At 45.5% G+C, this 24893-nt stretch carries 25 protein-coding genes; 5 read left to right on the forward strand and 20 right to left on the reverse strand.

Annotation, left to right across the window (positions count from 1 at the left end):
• Positions 1–30 precede the first annotated feature (30 nt).
• From nadA to focA, 16 genes are all read right to left on the reverse strand, one after another.
• A complete protein-coding gene (nadA, locus tag M1D72_RS16375; RefSeq protein WP_456295891.1) occupies positions 31–1092 on the reverse strand; it encodes a quinolinate synthase NadA in 1062 nt (353 codons plus the stop codon).
• 119 nt (positions 1093–1211) lie between these two features.
• A complete protein-coding gene (gene ybgF, locus M1D72_RS16380; RefSeq protein ID WP_456295892.1) occupies positions 1212–1985 on the reverse strand; it encodes a tol-pal system protein YbgF in 774 nt (257 codons plus the stop codon).
• Positions 1986–2001: 16 nt separating this feature from the next.
• Entirely contained in the window at positions 2002–2544 is a 543-nt protein-coding gene (pal, locus tag M1D72_RS16385) for a peptidoglycan-associated lipoprotein Pal (RefSeq protein ID WP_390189370.1), read from the reverse strand.
• Positions 2545–2575: 31 nt separating this feature from the next.
• Positions 2576–3928, reverse strand: coding sequence for a Tol-Pal system beta propeller repeat protein TolB (gene tolB, locus M1D72_RS16390; protein WP_390189369.1), 1353 nt, complete (start codon positions 3926–3928; stop codon positions 2576–2578).
• A gap of 12 nt (positions 3929–3940) precedes the next feature.
• Positions 3941–4999 (reverse strand): cell envelope integrity protein TolA, encoded by a 1059-nt coding sequence (gene tolA, locus M1D72_RS16395; protein ID WP_456295893.1) that lies wholly within the window; start codon positions 4997–4999, stop codon positions 3941–3943.
• 13 nt (positions 5000–5012) lie between these two features.
• On the reverse strand, positions 5013–5456 hold the full coding sequence (gene tolR / locus M1D72_RS16400; protein ID WP_390189365.1) for a protein TolR: 444 nt from the start codon (positions 5454–5456) through the stop codon (positions 5013–5015).
• A 3-nt stretch (positions 5457–5459) separates the two neighbouring features.
• Entirely contained in the window at positions 5460–6143 is a 684-nt protein-coding gene (gene tolQ / locus M1D72_RS16405; protein WP_456295894.1) for a protein TolQ, read from the reverse strand.
• Complete coding sequence (ybgC, locus tag M1D72_RS16410; RefSeq protein ID WP_390189363.1) at positions 6133–6552, reverse strand: tol-pal system-associated acyl-CoA thioesterase; 420 nt, start codon at positions 6550–6552, stop codon at positions 6133–6135. The genes tolQ and ybgC overlap by 11 nt, the downstream gene beginning before the upstream one ends.
• Positions 6553–6701: 149 nt before the next feature.
• Positions 6702–7007 carry a cyd operon protein YbgE gene (gene ybgE, locus M1D72_RS16415; RefSeq protein WP_390189362.1) on the reverse strand — a complete coding sequence of 102 codons (306 nt, stop codon included), beginning with the start codon at positions 7005–7007 and terminating at the stop codon, positions 6702–6704.
• A complete protein-coding gene (cydX, locus tag M1D72_RS16420; RefSeq protein ID WP_390189360.1) occupies positions 6997–7110 on the reverse strand; it encodes a cytochrome bd-I oxidase subunit CydX in 114 nt (37 codons plus the stop codon). Before cydX ends, ybgE begins: the two co-directional genes overlap by 11 nt.
• Positions 7111–7122: 12 nt before the next feature.
• Complete coding sequence (gene cydB / locus M1D72_RS16425; RefSeq protein ID WP_456295895.1) at positions 7123–8259, reverse strand: cytochrome d ubiquinol oxidase subunit II; 1137 nt, start codon at positions 8257–8259, stop codon at positions 7123–7125.
• An 11-nt stretch (positions 8260–8270) separates the two neighbouring features.
• Positions 8271–9857, reverse strand: a complete 1587-nt coding sequence (cydA, locus tag M1D72_RS16430) for a cytochrome ubiquinol oxidase subunit I (RefSeq protein ID WP_456295896.1) — start codon at positions 9855–9857, stop codon at positions 8271–8273.
• A gap of 460 nt (positions 9858–10317) precedes the next feature.
• Positions 10318–11322 (reverse strand): Holliday junction branch migration DNA helicase RuvB, encoded by a 1005-nt coding sequence (gene ruvB, locus M1D72_RS16435; RefSeq protein ID WP_390189355.1) that lies wholly within the window; start codon positions 11320–11322, stop codon positions 10318–10320.
• A gap of 83 nt (positions 11323–11405) precedes the next feature.
• Positions 11406–12020, reverse strand: a complete 615-nt coding sequence (gene ruvA / locus M1D72_RS16440; RefSeq protein ID WP_390189353.1) for a Holliday junction branch migration protein RuvA — start codon at positions 12018–12020, stop codon at positions 11406–11408.
• 80 nt (positions 12021–12100) lie between these two features.
• Positions 12101–12622, reverse strand: coding sequence for a crossover junction endodeoxyribonuclease RuvC (ruvC, locus tag M1D72_RS16445; RefSeq protein WP_390189352.1), 522 nt, complete (start codon positions 12620–12622; stop codon positions 12101–12103).
• 629 nt (positions 12623–13251) lie between these two features.
• Positions 13252–14094 (reverse strand): formate transporter FocA, encoded by an 843-nt coding sequence (gene focA / locus M1D72_RS16450; protein ID WP_456295897.1) that lies wholly within the window; start codon positions 14092–14094, stop codon positions 13252–13254.
• A gap of 223 nt (positions 14095–14317) precedes the next feature.
• Between focA and M1D72_RS16455 the strand changes: the two genes are divergently transcribed.
• The 3 genes from M1D72_RS16455 to M1D72_RS16465 all read left to right on the forward strand — a co-directional run bounded on the left by M1D72_RS16455 (position 14318) and on the right by M1D72_RS16465 (position 16195).
• Positions 14318–14551, forward strand: coding sequence for a TIGR02647 family protein (locus tag M1D72_RS16455; RefSeq protein WP_456295898.1), 234 nt, complete (start codon positions 14318–14320; stop codon positions 14549–14551).
• 149 nt (positions 14552–14700) lie between these two features.
• Positions 14701–15522, forward strand: a complete 822-nt coding sequence (locus M1D72_RS16460) for an NAD(P)H-binding protein (RefSeq protein ID WP_456295899.1) — start codon at positions 14701–14703, stop codon at positions 15520–15522.
• 10 nt (positions 15523–15532) lie between these two features.
• Entirely contained in the window at positions 15533–16195 is a 663-nt protein-coding gene (locus M1D72_RS16465) for a YdcF family protein (RefSeq protein WP_456295900.1), read from the forward strand.
• 90 nt (positions 16196–16285) lie between these two features.
• On the opposite strand, the gene clpA is transcribed toward M1D72_RS16465, so the two are convergent.
• Positions 16286–18556 carry an ATP-dependent Clp protease ATP-binding subunit ClpA gene (clpA, locus tag M1D72_RS16470; protein WP_390189345.1) on the reverse strand — a complete coding sequence of 757 codons (2271 nt, stop codon included), beginning with the start codon at positions 18554–18556 and terminating at the stop codon, positions 16286–16288.
• A 47-nt stretch (positions 18557–18603) separates the two neighbouring features.
• Positions 18604–18924, reverse strand: coding sequence for an ATP-dependent Clp protease adapter ClpS (gene clpS / locus M1D72_RS16475; protein WP_390189344.1), 321 nt, complete (start codon positions 18922–18924; stop codon positions 18604–18606).
• Between the two features lie 474 nt (positions 18925–19398).
• Between clpS and cspD the strand changes: the two genes are divergently transcribed.
• Entirely contained in the window at positions 19399–19620 is a 222-nt protein-coding gene (gene cspD, locus M1D72_RS16480) for a cold shock domain-containing protein CspD (protein ID WP_390189342.1), read from the forward strand.
• Between the two features lie 67 nt (positions 19621–19687).
• Here the strand turns inward: cspD and M1D72_RS16485 are convergent, their stop codons facing one another.
• Positions 19688–21910, reverse strand: coding sequence for an NADP-dependent isocitrate dehydrogenase (locus M1D72_RS16485; protein ID WP_456295901.1), 2223 nt, complete (start codon positions 21908–21910; stop codon positions 19688–19690).
• A gap of 290 nt (positions 21911–22200) precedes the next feature.
• Between M1D72_RS16485 and M1D72_RS16490 the strand changes: the two genes are divergently transcribed.
• A complete protein-coding gene (locus M1D72_RS16490; protein ID WP_456295902.1) occupies positions 22201–22881 on the forward strand; it encodes a pseudouridine synthase in 681 nt (226 codons plus the stop codon).
• A gap of 90 nt (positions 22882–22971) precedes the next feature.
• Here M1D72_RS16490 and aspS read toward each other — a convergent pair whose 3' ends face one another.
• A complete protein-coding gene (aspS, locus tag M1D72_RS16495; protein WP_456295903.1) occupies positions 22972–24750 on the reverse strand; it encodes an aspartate--tRNA ligase in 1779 nt (592 codons plus the stop codon).
• Positions 24751–24893 lie beyond the last annotated feature (143 nt).

Genomic DNA, 24893 nt, shown 5'->3' on the forward strand with positions numbered 1-24893 from the left:
TGGTTTTTTTTAATTCTTCATGCGAGGTGACTACGCGTTGCCTTTTACTTGCATATTCAATTGCTCTGCAAAGTCCAACATTCGATTGAGAGGAATCAAAGACTTCACTCTCACTTCTTCATCCACAAAAATTTCATGTTGCTTTCCACCTTCACGCAGCGCCTGTTCAATCGCTTGTAAGCCATTCATCGCCATCCATGGGCAATGTGCGCAGCTACGACAGGTTGCACCATTTCCTGCTGTTGGCGCTTCGATCAGTTCTTTTTCAGGGACTAATTGCTGCATCTTAAAGAAAATCCCTTTGTCCGTTGCGACGATCATTTTCTTTTGCGGTAGTGACTTCGCCGCTTTAATTAATTGGCTGGTAGACCCAACGGCATCAGCAAGTTCAACCACGCTAGCGGGTGACTCAGGATGGACTAGAATCGCCGCATCAGGATAGAGGTTTTTCATCTTACGTAATGCATCGGCTGAAAACTCATCGTGCACCACACACTCACCTTGCCAAAGCAGCATATCTGCGCCGGTTTGTTTTGCGATGTATGAACCTAGGTGGCGATCTGGCCCCCAAATGATTTTTTGGCCTTCAGAATCAAGATGTTCAACAATTTCAAGCGCGATACTTGATGTCACGACCCAATCTGCGCGGGCTTTTACCGCCGCCGACGTATTCGCGTACACCACAACCGTATGCTCAGGGTGTGCATCACAAAACTCAGTGAAGGTATCAACAGGACAGCCCAAATCAAGTGAGCATTCTGCATCCAACGTTGGCATCAAAATACGTTTTTCTGGCGTTAAAATTTTTGCCGATTCGCCCATAAAACGCACGCCGGCAATAATCAGGGTTTCCGCGCTGTGGCGGTTACCAAATTTGGCCATTTCTAAAGAGTCACCAACAAAGCCGCCCGTTTCTTCAGCCAGCGCCTGAATTTCAGGGTCGGTATAATAGTGAGCGATCAGCACTGCGTTTTCTTTTTTAAGTAACGCTTTGATATTACTAACGTGTACTTGTTTCTGTTCGTCGCTCAACGGAGTGGGTTTCGGCGGGAAAGGGTATACTGAATCTATTTTATCCAAAATATGGTTCATTGCTCTTGCTCTACGCAATTTCCGGTAATCCGCGCATTGTACACCCGAACCTAAAGTAGAATCAAAAGTTCAGCCCCCAGAAACGAAAAGAGGCGCCTTAGCACCTCTTTTTGATTGATTTATTTCAGCTGTTCTTTCGCCAAGTTGGCTGATGAAGAGTTAGGATATTCCTCAATCACTTGCTGATAATATTTCTTGGCTTGCGCAGCGTTATTATTCCGCTTGGCGATATCACCAAGTTTAACCAGCGCATCTGGACGTTTATTAGAATCGGCGAAGGTTAAAACCGCAGCAAAACTCTTCACGGCTTCTTTGTCTTGCTTCTTCGCGAAGTAAAGCTGACCTAACCAGTAATGTGAGTTGGGCGTAAAGCTTGATTGCGGATAGTCTTTTTGAAACTGCTTGAATGCGTCAATCGCGCCGTTGTAGTCACGTTTTTTGAGAATCAAGTCAACAGCGTTTTGATAGGCTTCTTGCTCACTGGCATTGGTACTGAACGTTCCTGCTGACGCTGAGCCATCAGACTTCTGCCCTGCGTTAGACGACGCCGCGGGCTGGGAATTCACTTGTTCACGAAGCTTATCAACTTCAACAAACAACTCACGCTGACGAGTCAACATTTGCTGCATGTCATAATTATTCTTTTCGATTTGTCCACGGAGATCGCTGATCTCTTGCGACATGCCATCAATTTGCTGCTGCATGCGCGCTTGGACAAGATTGCTATTTTGAATCAAGCGTTCAAGACGCTCAACGGTGCTTTCGTTGCCTGAGGAGGCACGTGAACCGGATGTGTTATTTAGATCAGATACTGGAGCTGGTGCAGCGAGCACGGAGCTCGCTGCACTTGCCAGTAACATAAGCGACGTTAAACGCTTGAGGTTACTGAACATAAGGCGTCACCTTGTCTTAGTATACAAGTACTGCGCGACGGTTTTTCGCGTAAACTTCTTCAGACTGGCCAAGTAGAAGAGGTTTTTCTTCACCGTAGCTTACGATAGAGATTTGGCTCTTCTGAACACCTAGAGCTTGTAGATATTTCGCTACAGCTTGCGCACGACGTTCGCCTAGCGCGATGTTGTATTCAGGAGTACCACGTTCGTCAGCGTGACCTTCAACTGTCACGTTTAGATCTGGGTTTTTGCTTAGGTATGCAGCGTGTGCAGCAAGCATTTCTTCGTAGTCACCCGCGATAGTCGCGTTATCGAATGCGAAGTAAATTGTTTGCGATTCACGTAGTGCTTGCTCTTTTAGTTCTTGCTCAGAAAGTTGACCGTTTTCATCCATTGGAGACACAACGGTGGTATCAACATTTGAAGAACCAGAAGTTGAAGTCGACTGATTGGTTTCTGTACCAGAAGCATTCGCCGCTTCATCGCTTGAACTACATGCTGTCACTGCTAGAACAGGTAGTGCAATTAGAAGTCCTTTAAGAACCTTATTAAGTTGCATTTTATTTTCCTTACTTTTTGATACTTACTTGCTACAAAAATGGTGACCACGCAGGCGCACGAACTCGCCCATTGGTTGCCGGTAATCTCGCTTTAAATCGACCATCAATCGACACCATGGAAAGAACGTTTGTCTTGTTGTAGATGGAACTGTAAATAACCATCCCACCATTTGGTGCAATACTTGGAGATTCATCTAACAATGTTTTGGTCAGAACCTGGACTGCGCCGGTTTCTAAATCTTGCTTCGCTAAGTTAAAGCCAGAATTACTCCGGTTCACCATGACAAGGAAGCGGCCATCAGGGGTAATTTGCCCACCGAGGTTTTGACTACCCTGCCAAGTAATACGCTTAGTCGATCCGTCTGCCAAATTTACTTGATAAATCTGAGGTTTACCACCCCGATCCGAGGTAAAGATTAATGATTTGCCATCAGGATGCCAGAATGGTTCAGTATTATTTGATCTTCCCCTCGTAATCTGACGCAATTTACGAGTTTTTAAATCTAGAGTGTATACTTGAAGGCTCCCCGTCTTCGACAAAACTAAAGCTAAAGTATTACCGTCCGGTGAGAATTTTGGCGCCCCATTGTGTCGAGGGTATGACGTCAATTTCTCAGTTTTCCCGGTGTAGATATTCATTAAAAAGATTTCAGCTTGGCCGTTTTGAAAACTTACGTACGCAAGCTCTTTTCCATCTGGGGACCAAGATGGCGACATCAACGGCTGCTTTGAGCGTAGAACTAAACGTTCGTTGTAACCGTCATAATCGGCAACGCGCAGCTGATAGGGATAGGTATCTTTATCATTCACGACCACATAAGCGATACGAGTCAAGAACGCGCCGCGCTCACCGGTTAGCTCTTCATACACTAAATCCGAGATGCGATGCGCATATTCACGCAGACGATTCCCCGGAACCGTAGCTCGCTTATTAAACAGCACATGATCGTTAGACAGTACCAGCTCGCCATCATCGCTTAACGCTTTGCTCTTTCCACTTGTCAGCTGGCCACGAACAATGTCTACCAGTTTATAACTGATGACATAGTTACCATCTGCGGCTTGACTGATGGTCCCGGTGAGTAATGAGTCGACACCGAGAGATGTCCAAGCATTAAAATCAATGTCGGAATCGGTATACGGGGTTTGCGGCATTTTGCTTGCCGCCACTGGGCTAAACTTACCACTGCGCTGTAAATCTGAGGCAATGACGCCAGACACATCTTGTGGGAGTGGTGATTGTCCTTCCCATTTAAAAGGCACTATCGCTATCGGGCGAGCGGAATCAATACCATCGGTAATGACCAACTCAAGCGCCGCATTGGCGATCTGAAGGCTACTTGCTAGTACAAGTACACAACCTAATACAATTCGCTTTAACACTAGTTTTTCCTTTTACTGAGGTTCAACGGTTAAATTGATGTCTTTTAACTTTGCCACTACGTCTGGGTCGTTGGGTAATGGAAATGTGTTAACAGTTGCAACAGCACGTTTGGCTGCCGCACACAGACGGCTATCGCCATCCAAAATATTCAAGCTACCAACGATTGCTCCAGAGCCCGTTGGAATAAGCCGCAAGTTGACGCGACACTGTTTGCCGCGAAAACTGTCTTCTATCAGCAGTTGTTCACGAATCAGCTGGGTATAAATTGCACCATAGCGATCGGCTTCACTGGCAATATGTTTGCCGCGTGCTGAGCTATTTTGTGCGGCTTCGGTTTCTAAACCTGAGAAAATATCATTCAAAGCGGCTTCCTGTTCTTTGCGCTGCTTTTCAAGACGCTCTTTTTCCTGACGCGCTTTCTCAGCCGCTTCCTTCGCTTGACGTTCTTTCTCTATGCGTTCTTTTTCCGCTTTTTCCGCCGCAATTCGTTCGCGCTCTGCTTTCTCAGCTGCCGCTTTCGCCGCTTTTTCATTGGCAATACGTTGCTGCTCAGCTTTTTCTGCTGCCGCTTGTTTCGCTTTACGCTCTTCTTCCGCTTTCCGCACCGCTTCTTGCTTTGCTTTACGCTCAGCTTCGAGCTTGGCAGCGCGCTCTTGTTCTTGCTTAGCGCGAGCTTCTTCTGCTCTGCGTTGCTTCTCTTTCTCTTGGCGCGCTTTTTCCGCTTCACGTGCCGCTTTAGCTTCTTGTGCTTGCTGCTGTTTTAACTTACGAATGCGCTCTTCTTCAGCTTTACGGTTTTGTTCAAGCTGCTCGCTTTCACGTCTGAGTTTATCCAGACGGTCTTGTTCTTTCTTCGCCGCCGCTTCACGTTGGCTGCGAATTTGCTGAGCCTGCTGTCGCACTGCCGCAGGATCGATAACGACGGCTTCAACCATCTGCCCACTGGCTTCGGGTTTGGACATGGTAAAATCCGCGCCCCACAATAACGCCGCAATCAGCGCCAAGTGTAAAGCCACTGACACGCCAACGGGTTTGGCATAACGATTATGTTTTGGCTTTTTTTCTTTCATGAAACCCTAGGACTTATTCCTTAATATCCGTTAGCAACCCAACTTTCGGGATGCCCGCTCGGCTCAATTCATCCAACACCAAAACCACTTCAGCATATGGCGTAGCCGCATCACCGCCTACGGCGACAGGAGAGTTCGGATTAATTGAAAGCTCAGCTTTGACACGAACAATCACGTCTTCCAGAGACAAACCGCGCTGCATATCTTCGTTGTTGACACTCAACCCCACTTGGCCCTGCTTATCCACTTCAACAATGATAAAGCTGGCGTCGCTATCGCCTGCTAACTCAGAAGCGGGTTTCGCTGTGGATGTTTTAGGAAGTTCAACATCCACACCTTGGGTAATAAATGGCGAGGTCACCATAAAAATGATCAGCAAAACCAGCATCACGTCGATATAAGGCACGACGTTGATTTCTGCCGTCATCTTACGTTTTTTTGGTTGATAGCCAGCCATGGACTACTCCCTACCCGCCATTGCTTGACGGTGAAGAATGCTGTGAAACTCTTCCGAGAATGTCGCGTAATTATGTTCTAACTTACCGACTTTGTTACTTAGGCGGTTATAAGCCATAACAGCAGGAATCGCGGCAAACAACCCCATTGCTGTCGCAATCAAGGCTTCTGCGATGCCCGGCGCAACCATCGCCAGTGTCGCTTGTTTAACTTCACCTAAAGCGATAAACGCGTGCATGATCCCCCAAACAGTACCAAACAGACCGATATAAGGGCTAATAGAACCGACGGTGGCAAGGAATGGGAGGCTAGTTTCTAAGTCATCGACTTCTCGAGCAACCGCGACACGCATCGCACGCCCTGTCCCTTCCATAATATAATCAGGGGAAGAAGCATTGGACTTTCTTAGTCGGGCAAATTCGGTAAAGCCAGAATAGAAAATCTCTTCAGTCCCGCTTAGCTCATCTTTTCGTTTATGAACTTCTTGATACAAGACAGAAAGATCTTTACCAGACCAAAACTTATCTTCAAATGTTTCTGTATCACGCGAGGCTTGTGAAAGCACTTTGCTTCTTTGGATAATCATCGCCCAAGAGGCCACCGACATACCAAGTAGAATTATCATTACCAGCTTGACTAAAAAGCTGGCCTGCAAAAACAGATCTAGAATCGAAATATCAGCGGTCACTACGATTGAACTCCATAAAAATTGATTGAGGGATCGCCTTAGGCCTCATTTTCTCAGTATCAATACATGCTACCTTAACCATTGTTTTACACAACGCCTTCCCTTTAGGATTAACGATCTCCTGACAGAAAGTGATAGAAGCCTTTTTTAAATCAGATATTGATGTTGTTACCGTTAGTTGTTCGTCAAGGCGTGCACCTTGCAGAAAATCGATATCCATGTGTCGGACTACAAAACCGATGTTTTGTTCCAATAAGGTGTGTTGAGATACACCCAGTGAGCGAAGATACTCGGTTCGAGCTCGCTCAAAGAACTTCAAGTAATTTGAATGGTAAACAATGCCACCTGCGTCTGTGTCTTCGTAATACACAGTCACCGGCCAGCGAAATATTGATTTATCTTGTAGCACAACAACGCCAACGACTCTTATTTATTAGACAGTTACTATAACGCAACCCAGGCGTACCAACGCAAGCCCTAATTGGGATTTTGAGGCTTGATGCGACAAAAAAATAGCACTGAGCCTTACGACTAGTGCTATTTATGACCGATTTGGCTTCATAACCAATAACGTGCGGTGAGATAAAGCAAGATGGTTAAACTAAAGTAAGGGCTGAAAAGCAGTTGCCAGTACCAGCGTATTGGCTTAAATCCGACACCAAATACCATACTTGAACAGACCGCCCATATCAGAAGCGGCGAAATAATGGCATTAAAACCACCTATCGCTTGCGCGTATTGCTCAGGATCCCACATCACCATAACAACATGGTAGAAACCGAGAATTAAAGATAAGGCCCGCAAAGGGGCCTTATCCATAGCAACATGAAGCTTTGCTATTTTTTGAGCGAAATCACTCACCATCGCTGTCTTTGTCCATCATTTCAGAATGCTCTAGCCAAAGAGCATTGATGATGCCAAATGCGCATGCGAGCAATACGCCGAGAATCCATGCGAAATACCACATAGTCGTTGCTCCTTAGTAAAGTGAGTGCTTGTTGTCGTCGATGTATTTCTTATCAAGACGACCGAACATTTTGTAGTACGTCCACGTTGTGTAACCAAGAATAATTGGTACGAACACAAACGCAACCCCTGTCATTAGGTTCAACGTCAATTCACTTGAGGTTGAGTCCCATAGCGTCAAGCTGTGGCTCGGAGTTAAGCTTGAAGGCATGATGAATGGGAACATCGCAAAGCCTGCCGTAAAGATAACGCCAGCAATACCTAAGCTCGAGGTTAAGAACGCTAACCCTCCTTTCTCTGCGCGAGATGCGATGATGGTCAGCAATGGCATCACAACACCAAGAGCAGGCGCTAACCAAAGCAGTGGGTATTGATGGAAGTTATTCATCCAACCACCTGCAACGGTTTCCACTTCTTTCGCAATTGGGTTAGATGCGGCGTTGCCATCAATCACACTGGTGATCACGTAACCATCAATGTTTTGTACCCAAATACCCGCAAGGACAAAAGTCACGACCGTAAGCAAGCCACAAAGTTGCGCAGCGCTACGAGCACGCACATGCAGAGAATCGGTGGTCTTCATTTGTAGCCAAGTTGCACCCTGCATAACTATCATGAATACGCTAACTAAACCACATAGAATCGCGAACGGGTTCAACAATCCAAAGAACGAGCCATGGTACGTCGGCATCAAGAACTCGTTGAGGTCAAACGGTACGCCTTGCAACAGGTTGCCAAATGCCACACCAAAGATAAGGGGTGGAACAAAGCCTGAGATGGTAATTGCCCAGTCACACACATTACGCCATTTTGGGTCGTCCAGTTTTGAACGGTAGTCCAAGCCCAGTGGACGTAACCAAAGCGCCGCAAGCGTAACAATCATCGCAAAGTAAAAACCAGAGAAAGAGGTCGCATACACGAGAGGCCACGCCGCAAATAGCGCACCACCAGCCGTAATTAACCATACTTGGTTTCCATCCCAGTGAGGGGCAATCGAGTTGATCATCACTCGACGCTCACTGTCATTTTTACCGAGAATTCGAAGTAGCGCACCTACGCCCATATCGAAGCCATCAGTCACTGAAAATCCGACCAGCAAAACACCGATGAGAACCCACCAGATGAATCGCAAGATTTCGTATTCAAACATTCTTTTTCTCCTTACGCTTCGACTTGGCGACTAACTTTATCGTCTAAAGAGTTCGCGTCTTGTTCGAAATGGTAACGACCTGTTTTCAGGCTGCTTGGTCCTTTACGTGCGTATTTCACCATTAGGTACACTTCCGCAATCAAGAATGCAGTGTACAGCGCGAGAATCGCGAATAGTGACGCCCAAATTTGACCGGCTTCAAGCGCAGAAGCAGCAGAGTGTACAGGAAGAATTTCACCAACGGCCCATGGTTGACGACCAAACTCGGCAACAAACCAGCCCGCTTCAACCGCAATCCAAGGAAGTGGAATGCTAAGTACCGCCGCTTTCATTAACCAGCGATTATGTTCGATTTTCTGACGACATGTTTGAATGAACGCCGCGCCAAACACGAACAGCATGATAAAGCCACAGACAACCATGATGCGGAACGACCAGAACAGAGGCCAAACCGTTGGGATAGAATCATCCGCAGCCGCTTGGATATCCGCTTCTGTTGCGTCAGTGACGTTTTCTGTATGACGTTTAAGTAGCAGACCGTAACCTAGGTCACCTTTCACTTCTTCAAATGCTTGCGCGGTTTCTGGTGTTTGGTCACCTGCGCGCAATTTCTCTAGCAGATCATAGGCAATCATACCGTTACGGATACGATCAACGTGCTCTTCTCGTAAATCACGAAGGCCTGTGACTTCTTCATCAATAGAACGAGTGGCGATAATCCCCATTAGGTATGGAATTTTAATCGCGTATTCCGTTTCCATTTTCTCTTGGCTTGGTAAACCAAATAACGTAAAGGAGGCAGGAGCAGGCTCGGTGTGCCATTCTGCTTCAATCGCCGCCAATTTTACTTTTTGAACTTCACCTAATTCGTAGCCTGACTCGTCCCCGAGTACGATAACCGACAACACGGCAGCAATACCAAAAGAGGAAGCAATGGCGAAAGAACGACGGGCGAATGCAACGTCGCGACCTTTAAGAAGGTAGTACGAGCTGATGCCTAGAATAAACATTGCGCCGGTCGTGTAACCAGAAGCGACGGTATGCACGAATTTAACCTGAGCGACAGGGTTAAGAACAACTTCTGCAAAGCTCACCATTTCCATACGCATGGTTTCGAAGTTGAAGTCCGCGCCAACTGGGTTTTGCATCCAACCGTTGGCGATCAAGATCCATAGCGCTGAGAAGTTTGAACCCAGTGCCACCAGCCAAGTCACCACTAAGTGTTGACGTTTAGACAGACGATCCCAACCAAAGAAGAATAGGCCAACAAAAGTGGACTCTAAGAAGAATGCGACCAATGCTTCAATCGCAAGCGGTGCCCCAAAAATATCACCTACATAATGCGAATAGTAAGACCAGTTTGTACCAAATTGAAACTCCATGGTTAAACCGGTGGCTACACCAAGCGCAAAGTTGATACCGAAAAGCTTACCCCAGAACTTTGTCATGTCCTTGTAGATTTGCTTGTCAGTCATTACATACACTGATTCCATGATAGCGAGTAAAAACGCCATACCAAGAGTCAGAGGTACGAAGAGGAAGTGATACATCGCTGTAAATGCGAATTGCAATCGCGATAGATCAACAACGTCAATCATGATAACTCCTATGTGTCGGCTGAAGACACTTTCCGCATAAAAGACATCAAACGGCCAATCGTTAATGCAACATTAAACATGTTGAAAACAATCAATAGCTTGTTGCAATTATGTACCATTATGGTTAGTTAATTGTTAAGCATCAGCTAATATAGCTGGAGCTAATACTACTGCTAAAGAACCTAGGTTTCAAAAGGTTTATAGGAGGATTCCGCTTTGATTTAGATCAAGTTTAGTATCGCCATTTCGCTCAAAAAAGCATCACATTGATCTAGATCAAAGGATATCGCATAAGTATGTTAATGCTTAGTAATTTTGTACGGAATATTCTTGGAAGGGTAGCACAATGAATTAACAAAGTTCTCAAATCGGTTACTTATCAAGCCATCAATAAATATCAAAAAAGGCGATCAATATCACAATTTATGCTGGTGTCAGCTTATTCTGACACCACTTTTTATTAGCGGTCGAGCCCAAAATGTAAATACGCACGGTCTGTCGCAATACGACCTCGAGGTGTTCTTTGTAAATAACCTTGTTGAATCAAGTAAGGTTCTAACACATCTTCGATGGTTTCTTTCTCTTCGCCAATAGCCGCTGCCATGTTATCCAATCCAACAGGACCACCGCCAAACTTTTCCATTATAGCCAAAAGTAACTTCCGGTCCATATAATCGAAGCCTTCGGCATCGACATCAAGCATATCCAGCGCTTTATCTGCGATGGATGCGTCAATGTGACCGTTACTCTTCACTTCAGCGTAATCGCGTACACGACGCAGCAATCGGTTAGCAATTCGCGGCGTGCCACGCGCACGGCGCGCTACTTCTAATGCGCCTTCCATATCCATCGACAAATTCAGGTATTCGGCACTACGCTTAACAATGTCTTGGAGGTCGGCCACTTTGTAATATTCAAGACGTTGAGTGATCCCAAAGCGATCGCGCAGCGGCGAGGTTAAAGACCCCGCTCTTGTGGTTGCACCAATCAAGGTAAATGGCGGCAAATCGATTTTAATTGAACGAGCGGCAGGACCTTCACCAATCATGATGTCCAGCTGATAGTCTTCCATCGCCGGATACAGTACTTCTTCAACCATGGGGCTTAAGCGGTGGATCTCGTCGATAAATAGCACATCATTTTCTTCAAGATTGGTCAGCAACGCTGCAAGGTCGCCGGCTTTTTCTAACACCGGACCTGACGTTGTGCGAATATTCACATCCATTTCATTGGCGACAATATTAGCAAGTGTCGTTTTACCCAGGCCAGGAGGCCCAAAAATCAGTAAATGATCTAACGCTTCACTACGTAGCTTTGCCGCCTGAATGAATATTTCCATCTGGTCGCGTACATGGTCTTGGCCTTTATAATCAGCCAGACTCTTAGGACGAATAGCGCGGTCAATCACATCTTCTTCTTTAAACACGGGATTGTCCGGAGCAATAAGGCGATCAGCTTCGATCATAAATGGCAAACCTTGAATAGAATAAGTTTAATTGTTTGGAGAAACCGTATTGCTAGGCAACAAACAGTGCCTAACCTCTGCATTTACACCATGGATTTTAATGATTCGCGAATCAGATCTTCGCTATTCATTCCGTCAGAATAAATTTTTGAAACCACTTTCGAGGCTTGCGTTGACTTGTAGCCTAGCGCTATTAACGCGGCGATTGCCTCTTCTTCGGCACCAACAGAGTGCGAGGCTGGTGAATCCGCAGGAGCAGCATCGGTAAAGGGTGTAAATAAGTCACCGGCACCCCAGCCTTTTAACCTATCTTTCATTTCGACAACCAAACGCTCTGCGGTTTTCTTACCAACCCCAGGTAACTTCACCAATGTCGAAATATCTTCATTATCAACACAAGTTACAAACTGTGTCGCCGTCATTCCAGACAGAATACCCAGCCCGAGCTTTGGCCCAACTCCATTCGCTTTAATCACTTCACGAAATAGACCGCGCTCTTTGGTATTGTTAAATCCATAAAGTAACTGTGCGTCTTCACGAACCACAAAATGAGTGTAAATAACGGCTTCTTCACCGACGTTGGGTAACTCGTAAAAACAACTCATTGGCATTTGGACTTCATAGCCAACACCATTGACTTCAATTAAAACTTCAGGGGGTTGCTTTTCGAGAATAATGCCGCGTAAACGTCCAATCACTGTGTCATTCCTAGTTATCTCTTGTCGTTGCTATGAATCATAATAAATTACTGGATAGATAGCCAGTAAAAGCAAGTCAGTTAGCGATATCGTCCTTTACGTGCTGAAGTCGCTCTTCCCGCAAGGGCAACCATGGTTTTATTGGTATTCGCATGGCAGATAGCCACACCAAGCGCATCGGCGGCATCGGCTTGAGGCTTCGCTGGCAACTTTAGCATATGTTGAACCATATGCTGCACCTGGACTTTATCCGCCCCGCCCGTGCCAACCACAGCTTGTTTGATCAATCGAGCCGCGTATTCGTAAACCGTCAAATCGGCATTGACGGCAGCAACAATCGCACTCCCACGAGCCTGCCCTAACTTCAATGCTGAATCCGCGTTTTTGGCCATGAACACCTGTTCAATCGCGAACACATCAGGCTGAAACTGGGTGATGATTTCGGTGACACCAGCGTAAATTTGCCTAAGCCGGCCAGGAAGTGCTTTTTCCGAGGTACGAATACAACCACTGCCCAAATAATGTAAGTGTCTACCCTGCTGACGAATAACACCATAACCTGTAATTCGTGAACCTGGGTCGATACCCAAAATAATGGTCATATACTGCGCTCGGTAACGTTAACTAATGGTTGTGTATCTTATAGCAGAGGTTCACGCAGGTCGAGAGTCACCACCTTAGCTTGGGACTTTACTTAAAAAACACGATGGATGGATTCAATCCAATAATTTGCGAGGTCACTTCTAGCCCGCTAAAAAGTTGAAGGTGTTATTTTTTAACCAATTCCGGTAATTTTTCCTACTTCCTCAATTTTATTATGCGCCAAGTTTTATGAAATATTTTGCTATACGTCTTGTATGCGAGATAGAGTAAATAAATATTTTCTTATAAAACAAGAAAGTATACCCTCATCCCGAAAATAAGACTTTTTATAAACAGACAACATTTAAACAAATTATTATCCACAGAATCTGTGGATAACCACTGGGATGAGTCACTTTTCATGTCACTTATTATCCTTGTCGTTAAAAATTAACCACAAATTAAAATGACGTCGACTCGATATTAAGCGGTGATAGCAAAGACTAAACGTGGAGAAGAGAAAAACATACCAAAGCCAGTTTGCAGGCGAGAGATAGAGGCAAGATAAAGGTTATATAGGTGTAACACGGCGAATTCAGCAGCCAAATCATGGTTAGACTGCCAAATTCGTACCACTGGTCACGAGCAATTAGCGACGCAAATAGATCATCCAATACCACATTGCCACAAAAACACCGCCACCAATAATATTACCTAGCGTGACAGGAATGAGGTTATGAGTAATAAAGTGAATAAGATTCAAATCTGCGTAATCAGCAATATTCGCACCTGTCATTTGCCAAAATGACTCAGGAGCAAAGTATTTGATACCAATCGCCATTGGAACTTGGAACATGTTTGCAATGCAGTGTTCAAAACCCGATGCAACGAACATAGCAACCGGAAGAATCATGACCACGATTTTATCTGTTAATGAACGACCGCTGAATGTCATCCACACCGCGATGCACACCAAAACGTTACACATAATGCCCAATGCGACGGCTTGAAAGAAACCGTGATGCATTTTGTGCTGAGAAATGGCCATCGCATTAAGACCAACCTCACCGCCATCGAACATATATTGACGTGCAACCAGCATGCAACCAACGAGCAGCAGTGCACCGCATAAGTTACCCGCGTAGACAACAAGCCAATTTTTTATCAGTGTTTTCCACGTGATTTTACCACTGGCACGAGCAACTAAGGTTAACACTGAGCTGGTGAATAGCTCTCCACCCGTGACTACCACTAAGATCAGACCTAGGCTAAAAACCAATCCGCCAATCAAGTGTGTCATCCCCCAAGGCAGTTGAGAGGCCCCGGTTGTCACAGTGGTATAAAAAATAAACGCAATACCGATATGAATACCTGCTGAAACAGCTAATAGAAAAGATTTATTCGCAGGTTTGGTGGCTTTGCCGACGCCTACTTCTGCAGCGCGTTCCGCCGCTTGAGGCGGCAATAGTGAATCAAATTGATTAAAATCCATACTTTAGTAACATCTTGAAACATTTATCGGGAGCGCGAATAGTCTCTCCAATTTGATATAAATACAAGATTTAAGTCACATTAAATTTTAATTTTTTTCGTGGCGCGAATTTTATCGCTAAACACGCTATGCCGTATCTAGATAACACTATCGAAACTAGGGACTTGCTCGAAGTTCGGCTTACGATTACTGTCGAGATAGCGATATAAAAAAGGAACGCCTTATGAAATTTACCGCCGAGCATCTTTCTGAATTGAACCTTCTGCTGCAATTTGATTTACGCAGTTCTGCAACAGGAATTAAAGTTCATAGTGACGCTGATAGTGACATTCAACAAGCCGTCACTCGCTTGTTTAATAAAGGTCTATGCACCGCACCAGACGGTGGCTACCTCACTGATGAAGGTATCGTGATTGCCGAACATGCCGACAAAATCCTCCATGTGCTAAGCCAATAATCTCTGCGTAGGAGTCAAATCGGCTCCTATTTTCCCCGTTCATGACCTTTCGCCCTCTCTCTTTTTCAAGCTCTTAAAACTCACCATGACGTGATTCAATGATTTGATTACAATAAGTTACTCATGTAATCAGGCCATAAGGATAAGGTATGCAAAATATCACCATCATTGGTGCAGGTTGGCTGGGCTTACCTTTAGCTCAGTACCTGAAAACCATTGGTTTTAAGGTTAGCGCGACTCGACGAACACCATCAGGTATCGACGAGTTAACGCATCAGAATATTGAAGCAATTACCGCAGACTTGGCACAGCCGTGTAGCGAGCTAGAACAATACCTATCTGACAATGACGTCGATACCTTGATCGGCAGTTTTCCTCCAGGCTTTCGCAAAGATGGCGGAGAAAGCTACCCCACACACTGGGCAAATCTGATTAATATTGCACGTCGCTGCAAGGTAAAAAAAATCGTTATGGTAAGTAGCACCTCGGTTTATCCATCAGTCGCTGAGGATATGACTGAAGAAAAGGCATCACTCGCCTTAGCGGTAGAAGAGGAATCGTTTGATGACAAAGCCAAAATTCTGCTGGAAGCCGAACAACATGTCATCAGCAGTGGTTTGGAATATGCGATTGTACGCTGCAGTGGTTTAGTTGGGCCAAACCGTCACCCTTCAAGATTTGCGACTAAGTTGCCAAGTGTGAGCTGCTCTGCCCCTGCCAATATGATCCACCTTCAGGACGCCATGGGTTGCATCAGTTTTGCCGCAGCCAATATCACCAATCAAGTGGTCAATGCATCGACACCCAATACCGTCAGTAAGGAGGCGTTTTATCAACAAGCTCTGGATAATGCGGGACTCTCCGACACACTGCCAACCGTGGTTGATAAACCCGATAAACGAATTGTCTCAGATAAGATCATACAACTCGGATATAAATTTCATTTTAGCCATACACTAGAATTGGTTTAGTGGAGTCATCATGTCAAAACCTCTCTATCAGCACATCGAAACGCTTTGGGACTACATGCAACTAAAGCAGTCACTTACACAATCAGACTGCATTCTGGTTTTAGGCAGTAACGATGTTCGTGTTGCGGCGTATGCTGCACAGCTTTATCACCAAGGTTTGGCTCCTGTTATGATCTTCTCTGGTGGTCGAGGTCGATTTACTCAAGATTTTACGACATCCGAAGCTGAAACCTTTGCTCAAGTGGCCATTGACCTTGGCGTACCGCAGCAAGATATTTTACTCGAAACACAATCCACCAACAGCGGCGAAAATATTCGTTTTAGCGCGGCGTTGATTGAGCAACACGGCCTTCAAATCCAATCCGTTTTGCTGGTCCAAAAACCGTATATGGAACGCCGAGCACTGGCAACATTTCAGCGTCAGTGGCCAAACTCTGACGTCCACGCTTCGGTTACGTCAACAGGCAGCGATTTCTATGACTTTTGCAATGAGCAGCTATTGATGCCAGAAGTCATCGATGCTCTCATCGGTGACTTTGAACGCATAAAACACTATCCCGCTAAGGGCTTTCAAGCAGAGCAAGAGATTCCCGACGAAGTCGAAGAAGCTTACCAAGCCCTGGTTAGCTTTTATCCGCGTGATGAAGATGCTCTGTCGTACTTATTGCCATAAGTGGCAGCCTCTAGAACACAATTTCTTCGTGACAATAAAAAAGCCGAGGTAATCACCTCGGCTTTTCATTACTCCTAAGAGCATCAATGATTAATGGACAGCGGCTTCTTCTTCATTTAGAAAGTCAAACACCAACTCGTCATCTTTCAGTGTTACTTTCACGGTACCGCCGTTAACTAAGGCGCCAAACAGCAATTCATTTGCCAATGGTTTCTTAAGCTGCTCTTGAATAACACGTCCCATCGGGCGTGCTCCCATCGAGCGATCGTAGCCTTTAACCGCGAGCCAGTTGCGTGCGTCTTCAGAGACTTCCATCGATACGCCACGCGCATCCAATTGTGCTTGCAGCTCAACAATGAATTTATCAACCACCTGATGAATCACTTCTTCATCCAAGCTATTAAACCAGATGATGTTATCCAGACGGTTTCTGAACTCTGGCGTAAACACTTTCTTGATTTCTGCCATTGCATCAAAGCTGTGGTCTTGCTGAATCAAACCAATTGATTTCTTCACGGTTTCAGACACACCTGCGTTGGTTGTCATCACCAGAATCACATTACGGAAATCCGCTTTACGACCATTGTTGTCGGTTAACGTGCCGTTATCCATGACTTGCAGTAACAAGTTAAAGATGTCTGGGTGCGCCTTTTCGATCTCATCAAGTAACACCACAGAATGTGGATGCTTGATGACGGCATCAGTCAATAAACCACCTTGGTCAAAACCAACGTAGCCTGGAGGAGCACCAATCAAGCGGCTCACTGAGTGACGTTCCCCGTACTCCGACATGTCAAAGCGAAGGAGTTCAATACCCAACAGCTTGGACAGTTGTAAAGTTACTTCCGTTTTACCTACCCCAGTCGGGCCTGCAAATAGGAAAGAACCAACCGGTTTATTCTCAGCACCCAACCCTGAACGGGAAAGCTTGATGGCTTCACACAGCACGCTGATTGCAGGATCTTGACCAAACACCAACATCTTCATTTTCTCATCAAGAGATTGAAGTACGTCTTTGTCGGTTGAAGACACAGACTTCTCTGGAATACGCGCCATTTTGGCAACCATTGACTCAATGTCAGCAACACCCACTGTCTTACGGCGACGGCTTGCTGGTGCTAGACGACTTCTAGCTCCCGCTTCATCAATGACATCAATGGCTTTATCAGGAAGATGACGCTCATTAATGTATTTGGCAGAAAGCTCTACCGCTGCACGCAGTGCTTTGTTGGTATAACGAACCTCGTGGTGTGCTTCGTATTTGGTTTTGAGGCCCATCAAGATCTTGGTCGTATCATCCAGTGAGGGCTCGACAATATCGATCTTTTGGAAACGACGAGAAAGCGCACGCTCCTTCTCAAAAATACTGTTGTATTCTTGATAGGTTGTCGAACCAATACAGCGTAATTTACCACTACTTAACAGTGGCTTAATCAGATTCGCAGCATCGACCTGGCCACCAGAGGCGGCGCCTGCACCGATGATAGTATGAATCTCATCGATAAACAGGATCGCGTCTTCTTCTTTCTCAAGCTGTTTGAGAATGGTTTTAAAACGTTTCTCAAAATCACCGCGGTATTTAGTTCCTGCAAGCAATGAACCAATGTCCAGTGAGTAAATAACACTTTGTTTGATAATATCTGGAACTTGGCCTTCGACGATGCGCCAAGCCAACCCTTCGGCAATGGCGGTTTTACCGACACCAGCTTCACCGACTAACAACGGATTATTTTTACGGCGGCGGCATAGGACTTGGATGGTACGCTCGAGCTCTTGGTCACGACCAATTAATGGGTCAATGTGACCTTGCTTTGCCACTTGGTTGAGGTTGGTGGCAAAACTTTCTAAACGTTCTTCCGAATTGCTCTCTTCGACACTATCACTACTAAAGGAATCAGGACCTGTTGGGTCTTCACCCGTACTGGATGCCTTAGTAATACCGTGTGAAATAAAGTTAACGATATCCAAACGGCTAATATCATTTTTCTTCAATAAGTAGGCAGCGTGAGATTCTTGTTCACTGAAAATCGCGACAAGGACGTTAGCACCAGTGACTTCACTGCGACCCGAAGATTGTACATGGAATACCGCGCGTTGAAGCACGCGTTGAAAGCTAAGTGTTGGCTGAGTCTCGCGAGTTTCATCGTTTTCTGGAATCAGCGGGGTTGTTTGGTCAATGAAAATATCTAGCTCGTTACGCAAAGTATCGATGTCTGCTTGGCAAGCCATTAACGCTTCTCTTGCTGCATCGTTTTCTAACAACGCTAACAGGAGGTGCTCGACGGTCATAAATTCATGTCGTTTATCTCGGGCGCGAGCAAAAGCGCCGTTCAAGCTCGACTCTAATTCTTTGTTAAGCATAAGGACCTCCTTTAAGGAATCACTTTGTCATTGTCATTCCGATAGCATCAAGCTTGTTCCATGGTGCAGAGTAATGGGTGCTCATTTTCCCTAGAATACATTGTCACTTGTGCCACTTTTGTTTCCGCGACTTCAGCCGTAAACGTACCGCAAATCGCCTTCCCTTCATAATGTACTTTAAGCATCACTTGAGTCGCTTTATCTATGTCCATTGAAAAAAATCGCTCAAGGATTTCGATGACAAAATCCATTGGAGTGTAGTCATCGTTACACAAAACCACGTTATACATAGCTGGTGGTTGAACTTTAGTTTTTTCTTTCTCCAGAAGGTTTGAGTCTGGAGTAACCCATTCGAATTGCTTACTCATAATAGTTAATAACAAAGAGTGTTTCGATGTTCAATTTGTATCGCTTCCGCATTGATTTTAAGTGGGATGAATCTCTTAACTCAGCGCAAAAAGACCAATTTGAAAAACGCCCTTATTAAGAGACTAATGCAGCAATGGTATCGCTGCAAATAAAAGATTTCTATATCACGTATGCTTTAGACTAAATGCTTAAAAAGCGAACAACAAGCTATTTCGGTACTGAATGAGTGAATTCCAATCTTGTAAACGCATCAGTTAGCAAAATGTAAAGGTTGCAAGCAATTTGTTTGCAAATATGTCGCTGTTAATACATTTTTCCTATTGACTGTGTTCCATCATTGGCTAAATTGGTCAAATAGTGACTAAAAATTTGGCAGCGGCTAAATGACTATTCACTTATAAGCAGTGTCCTTTTTATTTTAGGGCGACTACTTTTAACAACTTCAGTAACAAAATGCATGAGGGATGTAAAGCATGGCTACAGGTACAGTTAAATGGTTTAATAACGCCAAAGGATTTGGTTTCATCTGCCCAGAAGGAGAAGACAGTGACGTATTCGCGCACTACTCCACCATTCAGATGGAAGGCTATCGAACTCTAAAAGCTGGCCAACAAGTCACTTTTGAGGTAGAGGAAGGGCCAAAAGGCTATCACGCAAGTGAAGTGGTGCCTGTTGAAGGTCAACCAGTCAAATAATCGCTGCCCAGTTAAGTGTTGTAAAAAAACCCGCCAAAAGGCGGGTTTCTTTGTTTCTACGATGAGCTTAACCAATAATTTGGTTTAGCGTCGCACTTGGACGCATCACTGCCGCCGCTTTTTCAAACACGGGCAGATAGTATCCGCCAAGATCAGCAGGAGTACCTTGTGCGCCATTGAGCTCTTCAAGAATTTTCGCTTCGTTTTCCACCATCGCTTTGGCAATCGGTGCAAACTCTGCGGCTAAGTCAGCATCTTTGGTTTGTGCTGCCAACGCTTGAGCCCAATACATGGCTAAGTAGAAGTGGCTACCACGGTTATCGATTTCACCTACGCGGCGCGACGGTGATTTATTGTTATCTAGGAAATCACCCGTTGCTTTATCAAGCGTATCAGCCAAAACTTGTGCTTTCGCGTTATTCGTCGCGGCAGATAAGTGCTCCAAAGAAGCCGCAAGAGCCAAGAACTCACCCAACGAATCCCAGCGAAGGTGATTTTCTTTTTCAACTTGTTGGACGTGCTTAGGCGCTGAACCGCCCGCTCCGGTTTCAAATAAACCACCACCATTCATTAATGGCACAATCGACAGCATTTTCGCCGACGTTCCGAGTTCTAGAATTGGGAACAAGTCAGTTAGATAATCACGCAGCACGTTACCTGTTACCGAGATGGTATCTTCACCACGCTTGATGCGCTCTAGTGAATACTTACAGGCATCAAGTGGCGCCAAGATCTTAATCTCTAAGCCGGATGTGTCGTGATCTGGCAAGTACTGGTTTACTTTCTTAATCAACTGCGCATCATGAGCGCGGTTTTCATCTAACCAAAATACTGCTGGTGTGCTGGTTGCGCGTGCACGATTAACCGCCAGTTTGACCCAATCTTGAATCGGTGCATCTTTCACTTGACACATACGGAAAATGTCGCCTTGCTCAACGTTTTGCTCAAGCAGAACATCACCATTTTCAGAAACAACACGTACCGTACCCGCAGCATCAAGAATGAACGTTTTATCGTGAGAACCGTATTCTTCTGCTTTTTGAGCCATCAAGCCAACGTTTGGCACACTGCCCATGGTTGTCGGATCAAACGCGCCATGTTGCTTACAAAAATCGATTACAGCTTGATAGATGCTCGCGTAGCTGCGATCAGGAATCATAGCTAGCGTATCTTTTTGGCCGCCATCAGGCCCCCACATCTGACCCGATGAGCGCAGCATTGCAGGCATCGACGCATCAACAATCACATCACTTGGAACGTGCAAGTTGGTGATGCCACGGTCAGAATCGACCATGGCGAGTGGCGGTTGTGTTTTGTATACGTCATCCAGAGCCGCTTTGATCTCAGCTTGCTTGTCTGCAGGCAGAGCTTCGATCTTCGAGTAAACGTCACCAATACCGTTATTAACATCGACACCAAGCTGCTCAAATAACTCACCGTATTTTTCAAATACGTCTTTGTAATAAACCTTAACGGCGTAGCCAAAAATAACTGGGTCTGAGACCTTCATCATGGTCGCTTTGAGGTGAAGAGAAAGCAAAACGTCTTGTTGTTTTGCTGCTTCTATCTGCTGTTCAAAGAAAGAAATCAATGCATTTTTGTTCATCACTGACGTATCAATGATTTCTTTTTCAAGCAATGGGAACAACGGTTTCAACTCTTTGGTTGCCCCATCTTGACCGACGAATTCGATTTTTACTTTTGTCGCCGTATCAATAGTGACCGATTTCTCGCTACCAAAGAAATCGTTTTCTGTCATGCTTGCAACGGACGACTTCGACTCTGCGCTCCACGCCCCCATTGAGTGTGGGTTTTTCTTCGCGTAGTTTTTCACTGATAGAGGCGCCCGGCGATCAGAGTTACCTTCACGCAACACTGGGTTCACCGCGCTGCCTTTAATTTTGTCGTATGTCGCTTTAATCGCTTCCTCTTCGTAGCTTGAAGGTTCCGCTGGGTAATCTGGGAGGTTATAGCCTTTTTGTTGCAGCTCTTTAATCACCGCGCGCAATTGCGGAACGGAAGCTGAGATGTTTGGCAATTTAATGATATTTGCTTCTGGTTTCTGTGCCAATTCACCTAACTCAGCCAACGCATCTCCAATGCGTTGCCCTTCTTTCAAATGCTCTGGGAAGTTAGCGATCACTCGGCCTGCCAATGAGATGTCACGCGTTTCAACATTAATACCCGAAGACGCCGTAAAAGACTGAATGATCGGCAGCAGTGAGTAGGTCGCAAGAGCTGGCGCTTCATCGGTAATCGTGTAGATGATTGTAGGTTTTTCTGTAGGCATGAAATTTCCCTATTGTTCTAACAGCACCATGAATGATTGATGCTGAGTGAATGGCCGCTGGGCAAGCTGGTATCATCCTCTCTAAGCTTGCACGCGATTGATGTTTTTTTACGTCTCAGCTGTCAAAGACAGCAAATTCCATGAGAACTCGTTATAATTAAACAAAACCAAGATAATAGTCTATTATCTTGTTCGTCAATCCTGTATTTGGGCGCGCAAATAATAGCGCAAATCGCGCCAGCTTAAAACTTCCACATACAGTTCATTTACATTTTTGCAAGGTAGTTAACATGTCACCTCGCTCTTCTCGAGCCCATACACGGAAAAGTCATTCTCCCTCTTCCCCGCGATTAAAACGTCAAAGCCAAGACAAAAGTAGTGTAAAACACCGCTCTAAACCGCGCACTCAAAAACCACGTGTTCGCCCAGAAGACCGTAAAATTATTGCCTTTAATAAGCCTTATGACACATTAAGCCAATTTACCGATGGGGATGGAAGAACCACACTCGCCGACTATATTGATATCAAAGGCATTTACGCAGCCGGTCGTTTAGATCGAGATAGCGAAGGGCTGATGATCCTGACCAATGACGGTATCCTTCAAGCGAAGTTGACTCAGCCCGGTGAAAAGTCGCCCAAGACTTACTGGGTACAGGTCGATGGCTCACCCACTGAACAAGACTTAGATAAATTGCGTTCGGGGGTAGAGTTAAAAGATGGGCTAACGCTTCCCGCCAAGGTCGAGCTCATTCAAGAGCCAAATGTCTGGCCGAGAAATCCACCTGTGCGTTTTCGCGCTCACATTCCCACTACGTGGTTAGCAATCACTATCGTTGAAGGGCGTAACCGCCAAGTCCGTCGCATGACTGCACACATTGGATTTCCCACTCTTCGACTTATTCGTTACGCAATGGGAGACGTCACCTTAGATGCACTTCAGCCCGGGCAATGGAAAACAATCACCCTCTAAAACAAGCGCTTGTTCAAGCGCTTGTTTTAGAGCTTTTGAGACAAAAAAAACCGCTGAATCATCAGCGGTTTTTTCTAATCACGTTTAACGTTACTCTGCATCTTTCTCTTTAGCGGCAGTCACAGCAATCGCTAGCTCTTCAAGTGCCGCAGGGTTTGCCATACTTGGCGCATCCGTTAACAGACACGCAGCTGCCGTTGTTTTAGGGAATGCAATCACGTCACGGATATTCTCCGTACCACAAAGTAGCATTACTAGACGGTCAAGACCAAACGCAAGGCCTGCATGTGGTGGCGTACCGAATTTAAGCGCATCGAGTAGGAAGCCAAATTTCAATTGTTGTTCTTGCGCATCAATGCCTAGCAAGTCAAACACTGCCGCTTGCATAGTGGCATCGTGAATACGCACCGAACCGCCACCCACTTCATAACCATTTAGTACCATATCATAGGCATTCGACAACGCTGATGAAGGATTCGCTTTCAGCTCTTCTGGCGTCATGTTAAGCGGTGACGTGAATGGGTGGTGCATTGCCGCCACATTGCCTTCTTCATCCGCTTCAAACATTGGGAAATCAATCACCCATAGTGGCGCCCATGCTGACGTGTCCGTTAACTCGAGATCTTTACCCACTTTCAAACGTAGCGCACCGATGGCTTCAGCAACAACGTTCGCTTTATCTGCACCAAACAAAATGATATCACCCGTTTGTGCCCCAGTACGTTCAACAATCGAGGTAATAATCTCTTCGTTGAGGAACTTCGCAACTGGCGATTGAATGCCTTCCATGCCAGCAGTAGGGTCGTTAACTTTCATCCACGCTAGACCTTTCGCGCCGTAGATAGCAACAAATGATGTGTACTCATCGATTTGTTTGCGGCTTAGCGAAGCACCACCAGGAACGCGAAGTGCTGCAACGCGACCATCTGTATCGTTCGCCGGGCCTGAGAAAACTTTGAATTCAACGTCTTTAAGCAAATCCGCTACATCAACCAACTCAAGTGGGTTACGCAGATCTGGCTTATCGCTACCAAAACGACGCATCGCTTCTGAGTAAGGCATGATTGGGAATTCACCCAACTCAACGCCTTTGAGTTCTAGCCACATGTCACGGATCATTTTCTCTGTCACTTCACGAACTTGTTCGGCGCTCATGAATGACGTTTCGATATCGATTTGAGTAAATTCAGGCTGACGGTCAGCACGTAAGTCTTCATCACGGAAACATTTCACGATCTGATAGTAACGATCAAATCCAGACATCATGAGGAGCTGTTTGAACAGCTGAGGAGATTGAGGCAACGCGTAGAAGCTCCCCTTATGGACGCGACTCGGTACCAAGTAGTCACGTGCGCCTTCTGGCGTCGCTTTTGTTAATACTGGCGTTTCGATATCCAAGAAGCCGTTTTCATCGAGGAAACGACGCACAAAACTTGACGCTTTTGCACGCAACTTAATGCGGTCGCTCATTTCAGGGCGACGAAGATCGAGATAACGGTATTTTAGACGCTGTTCTTCTGAGTTCTTTTGATTAAAATCGAGAGGCAAAACGTCTGCACGGTTGATGATCTCAAGACTTTGAGCCAAGATTTCCACTTCACCCGTCACCATATCCTTATTCGCTTGGCTATCTGGACGCGCGTTAACCACACCGGTCAATTTGATACAGAACTCATTACGAAGCTGGTTTGCTACCGCATACGCATCCGCCATATCTGGATCAACCACCACTTGAACAATACCTTCGCGATCTCGCATGTCGATAAAAATCAGACCGCCTAAATCACGGCGACGATTAACCCAGCCGCATAATTCTACAGTTTGTCCCGCCAGGGACTTGTTCAGGTGACCACAGTAATGGGTACGCATAGTGAATTTCCCAATCTCTCGTTTGATTAATAATTCCAAGTTGCTCAGCGATAGTCGAAGCAACATTAAGCTGTCATTTATACGCTGAAAGTCGAACAAAATCGATATATCAGCGGACAAATTGTTGTCTTTTCTGTCGATTG

The sequence above is a fragment of the Vibrio sp. AK197 genome (assembly GCF_053903115.1).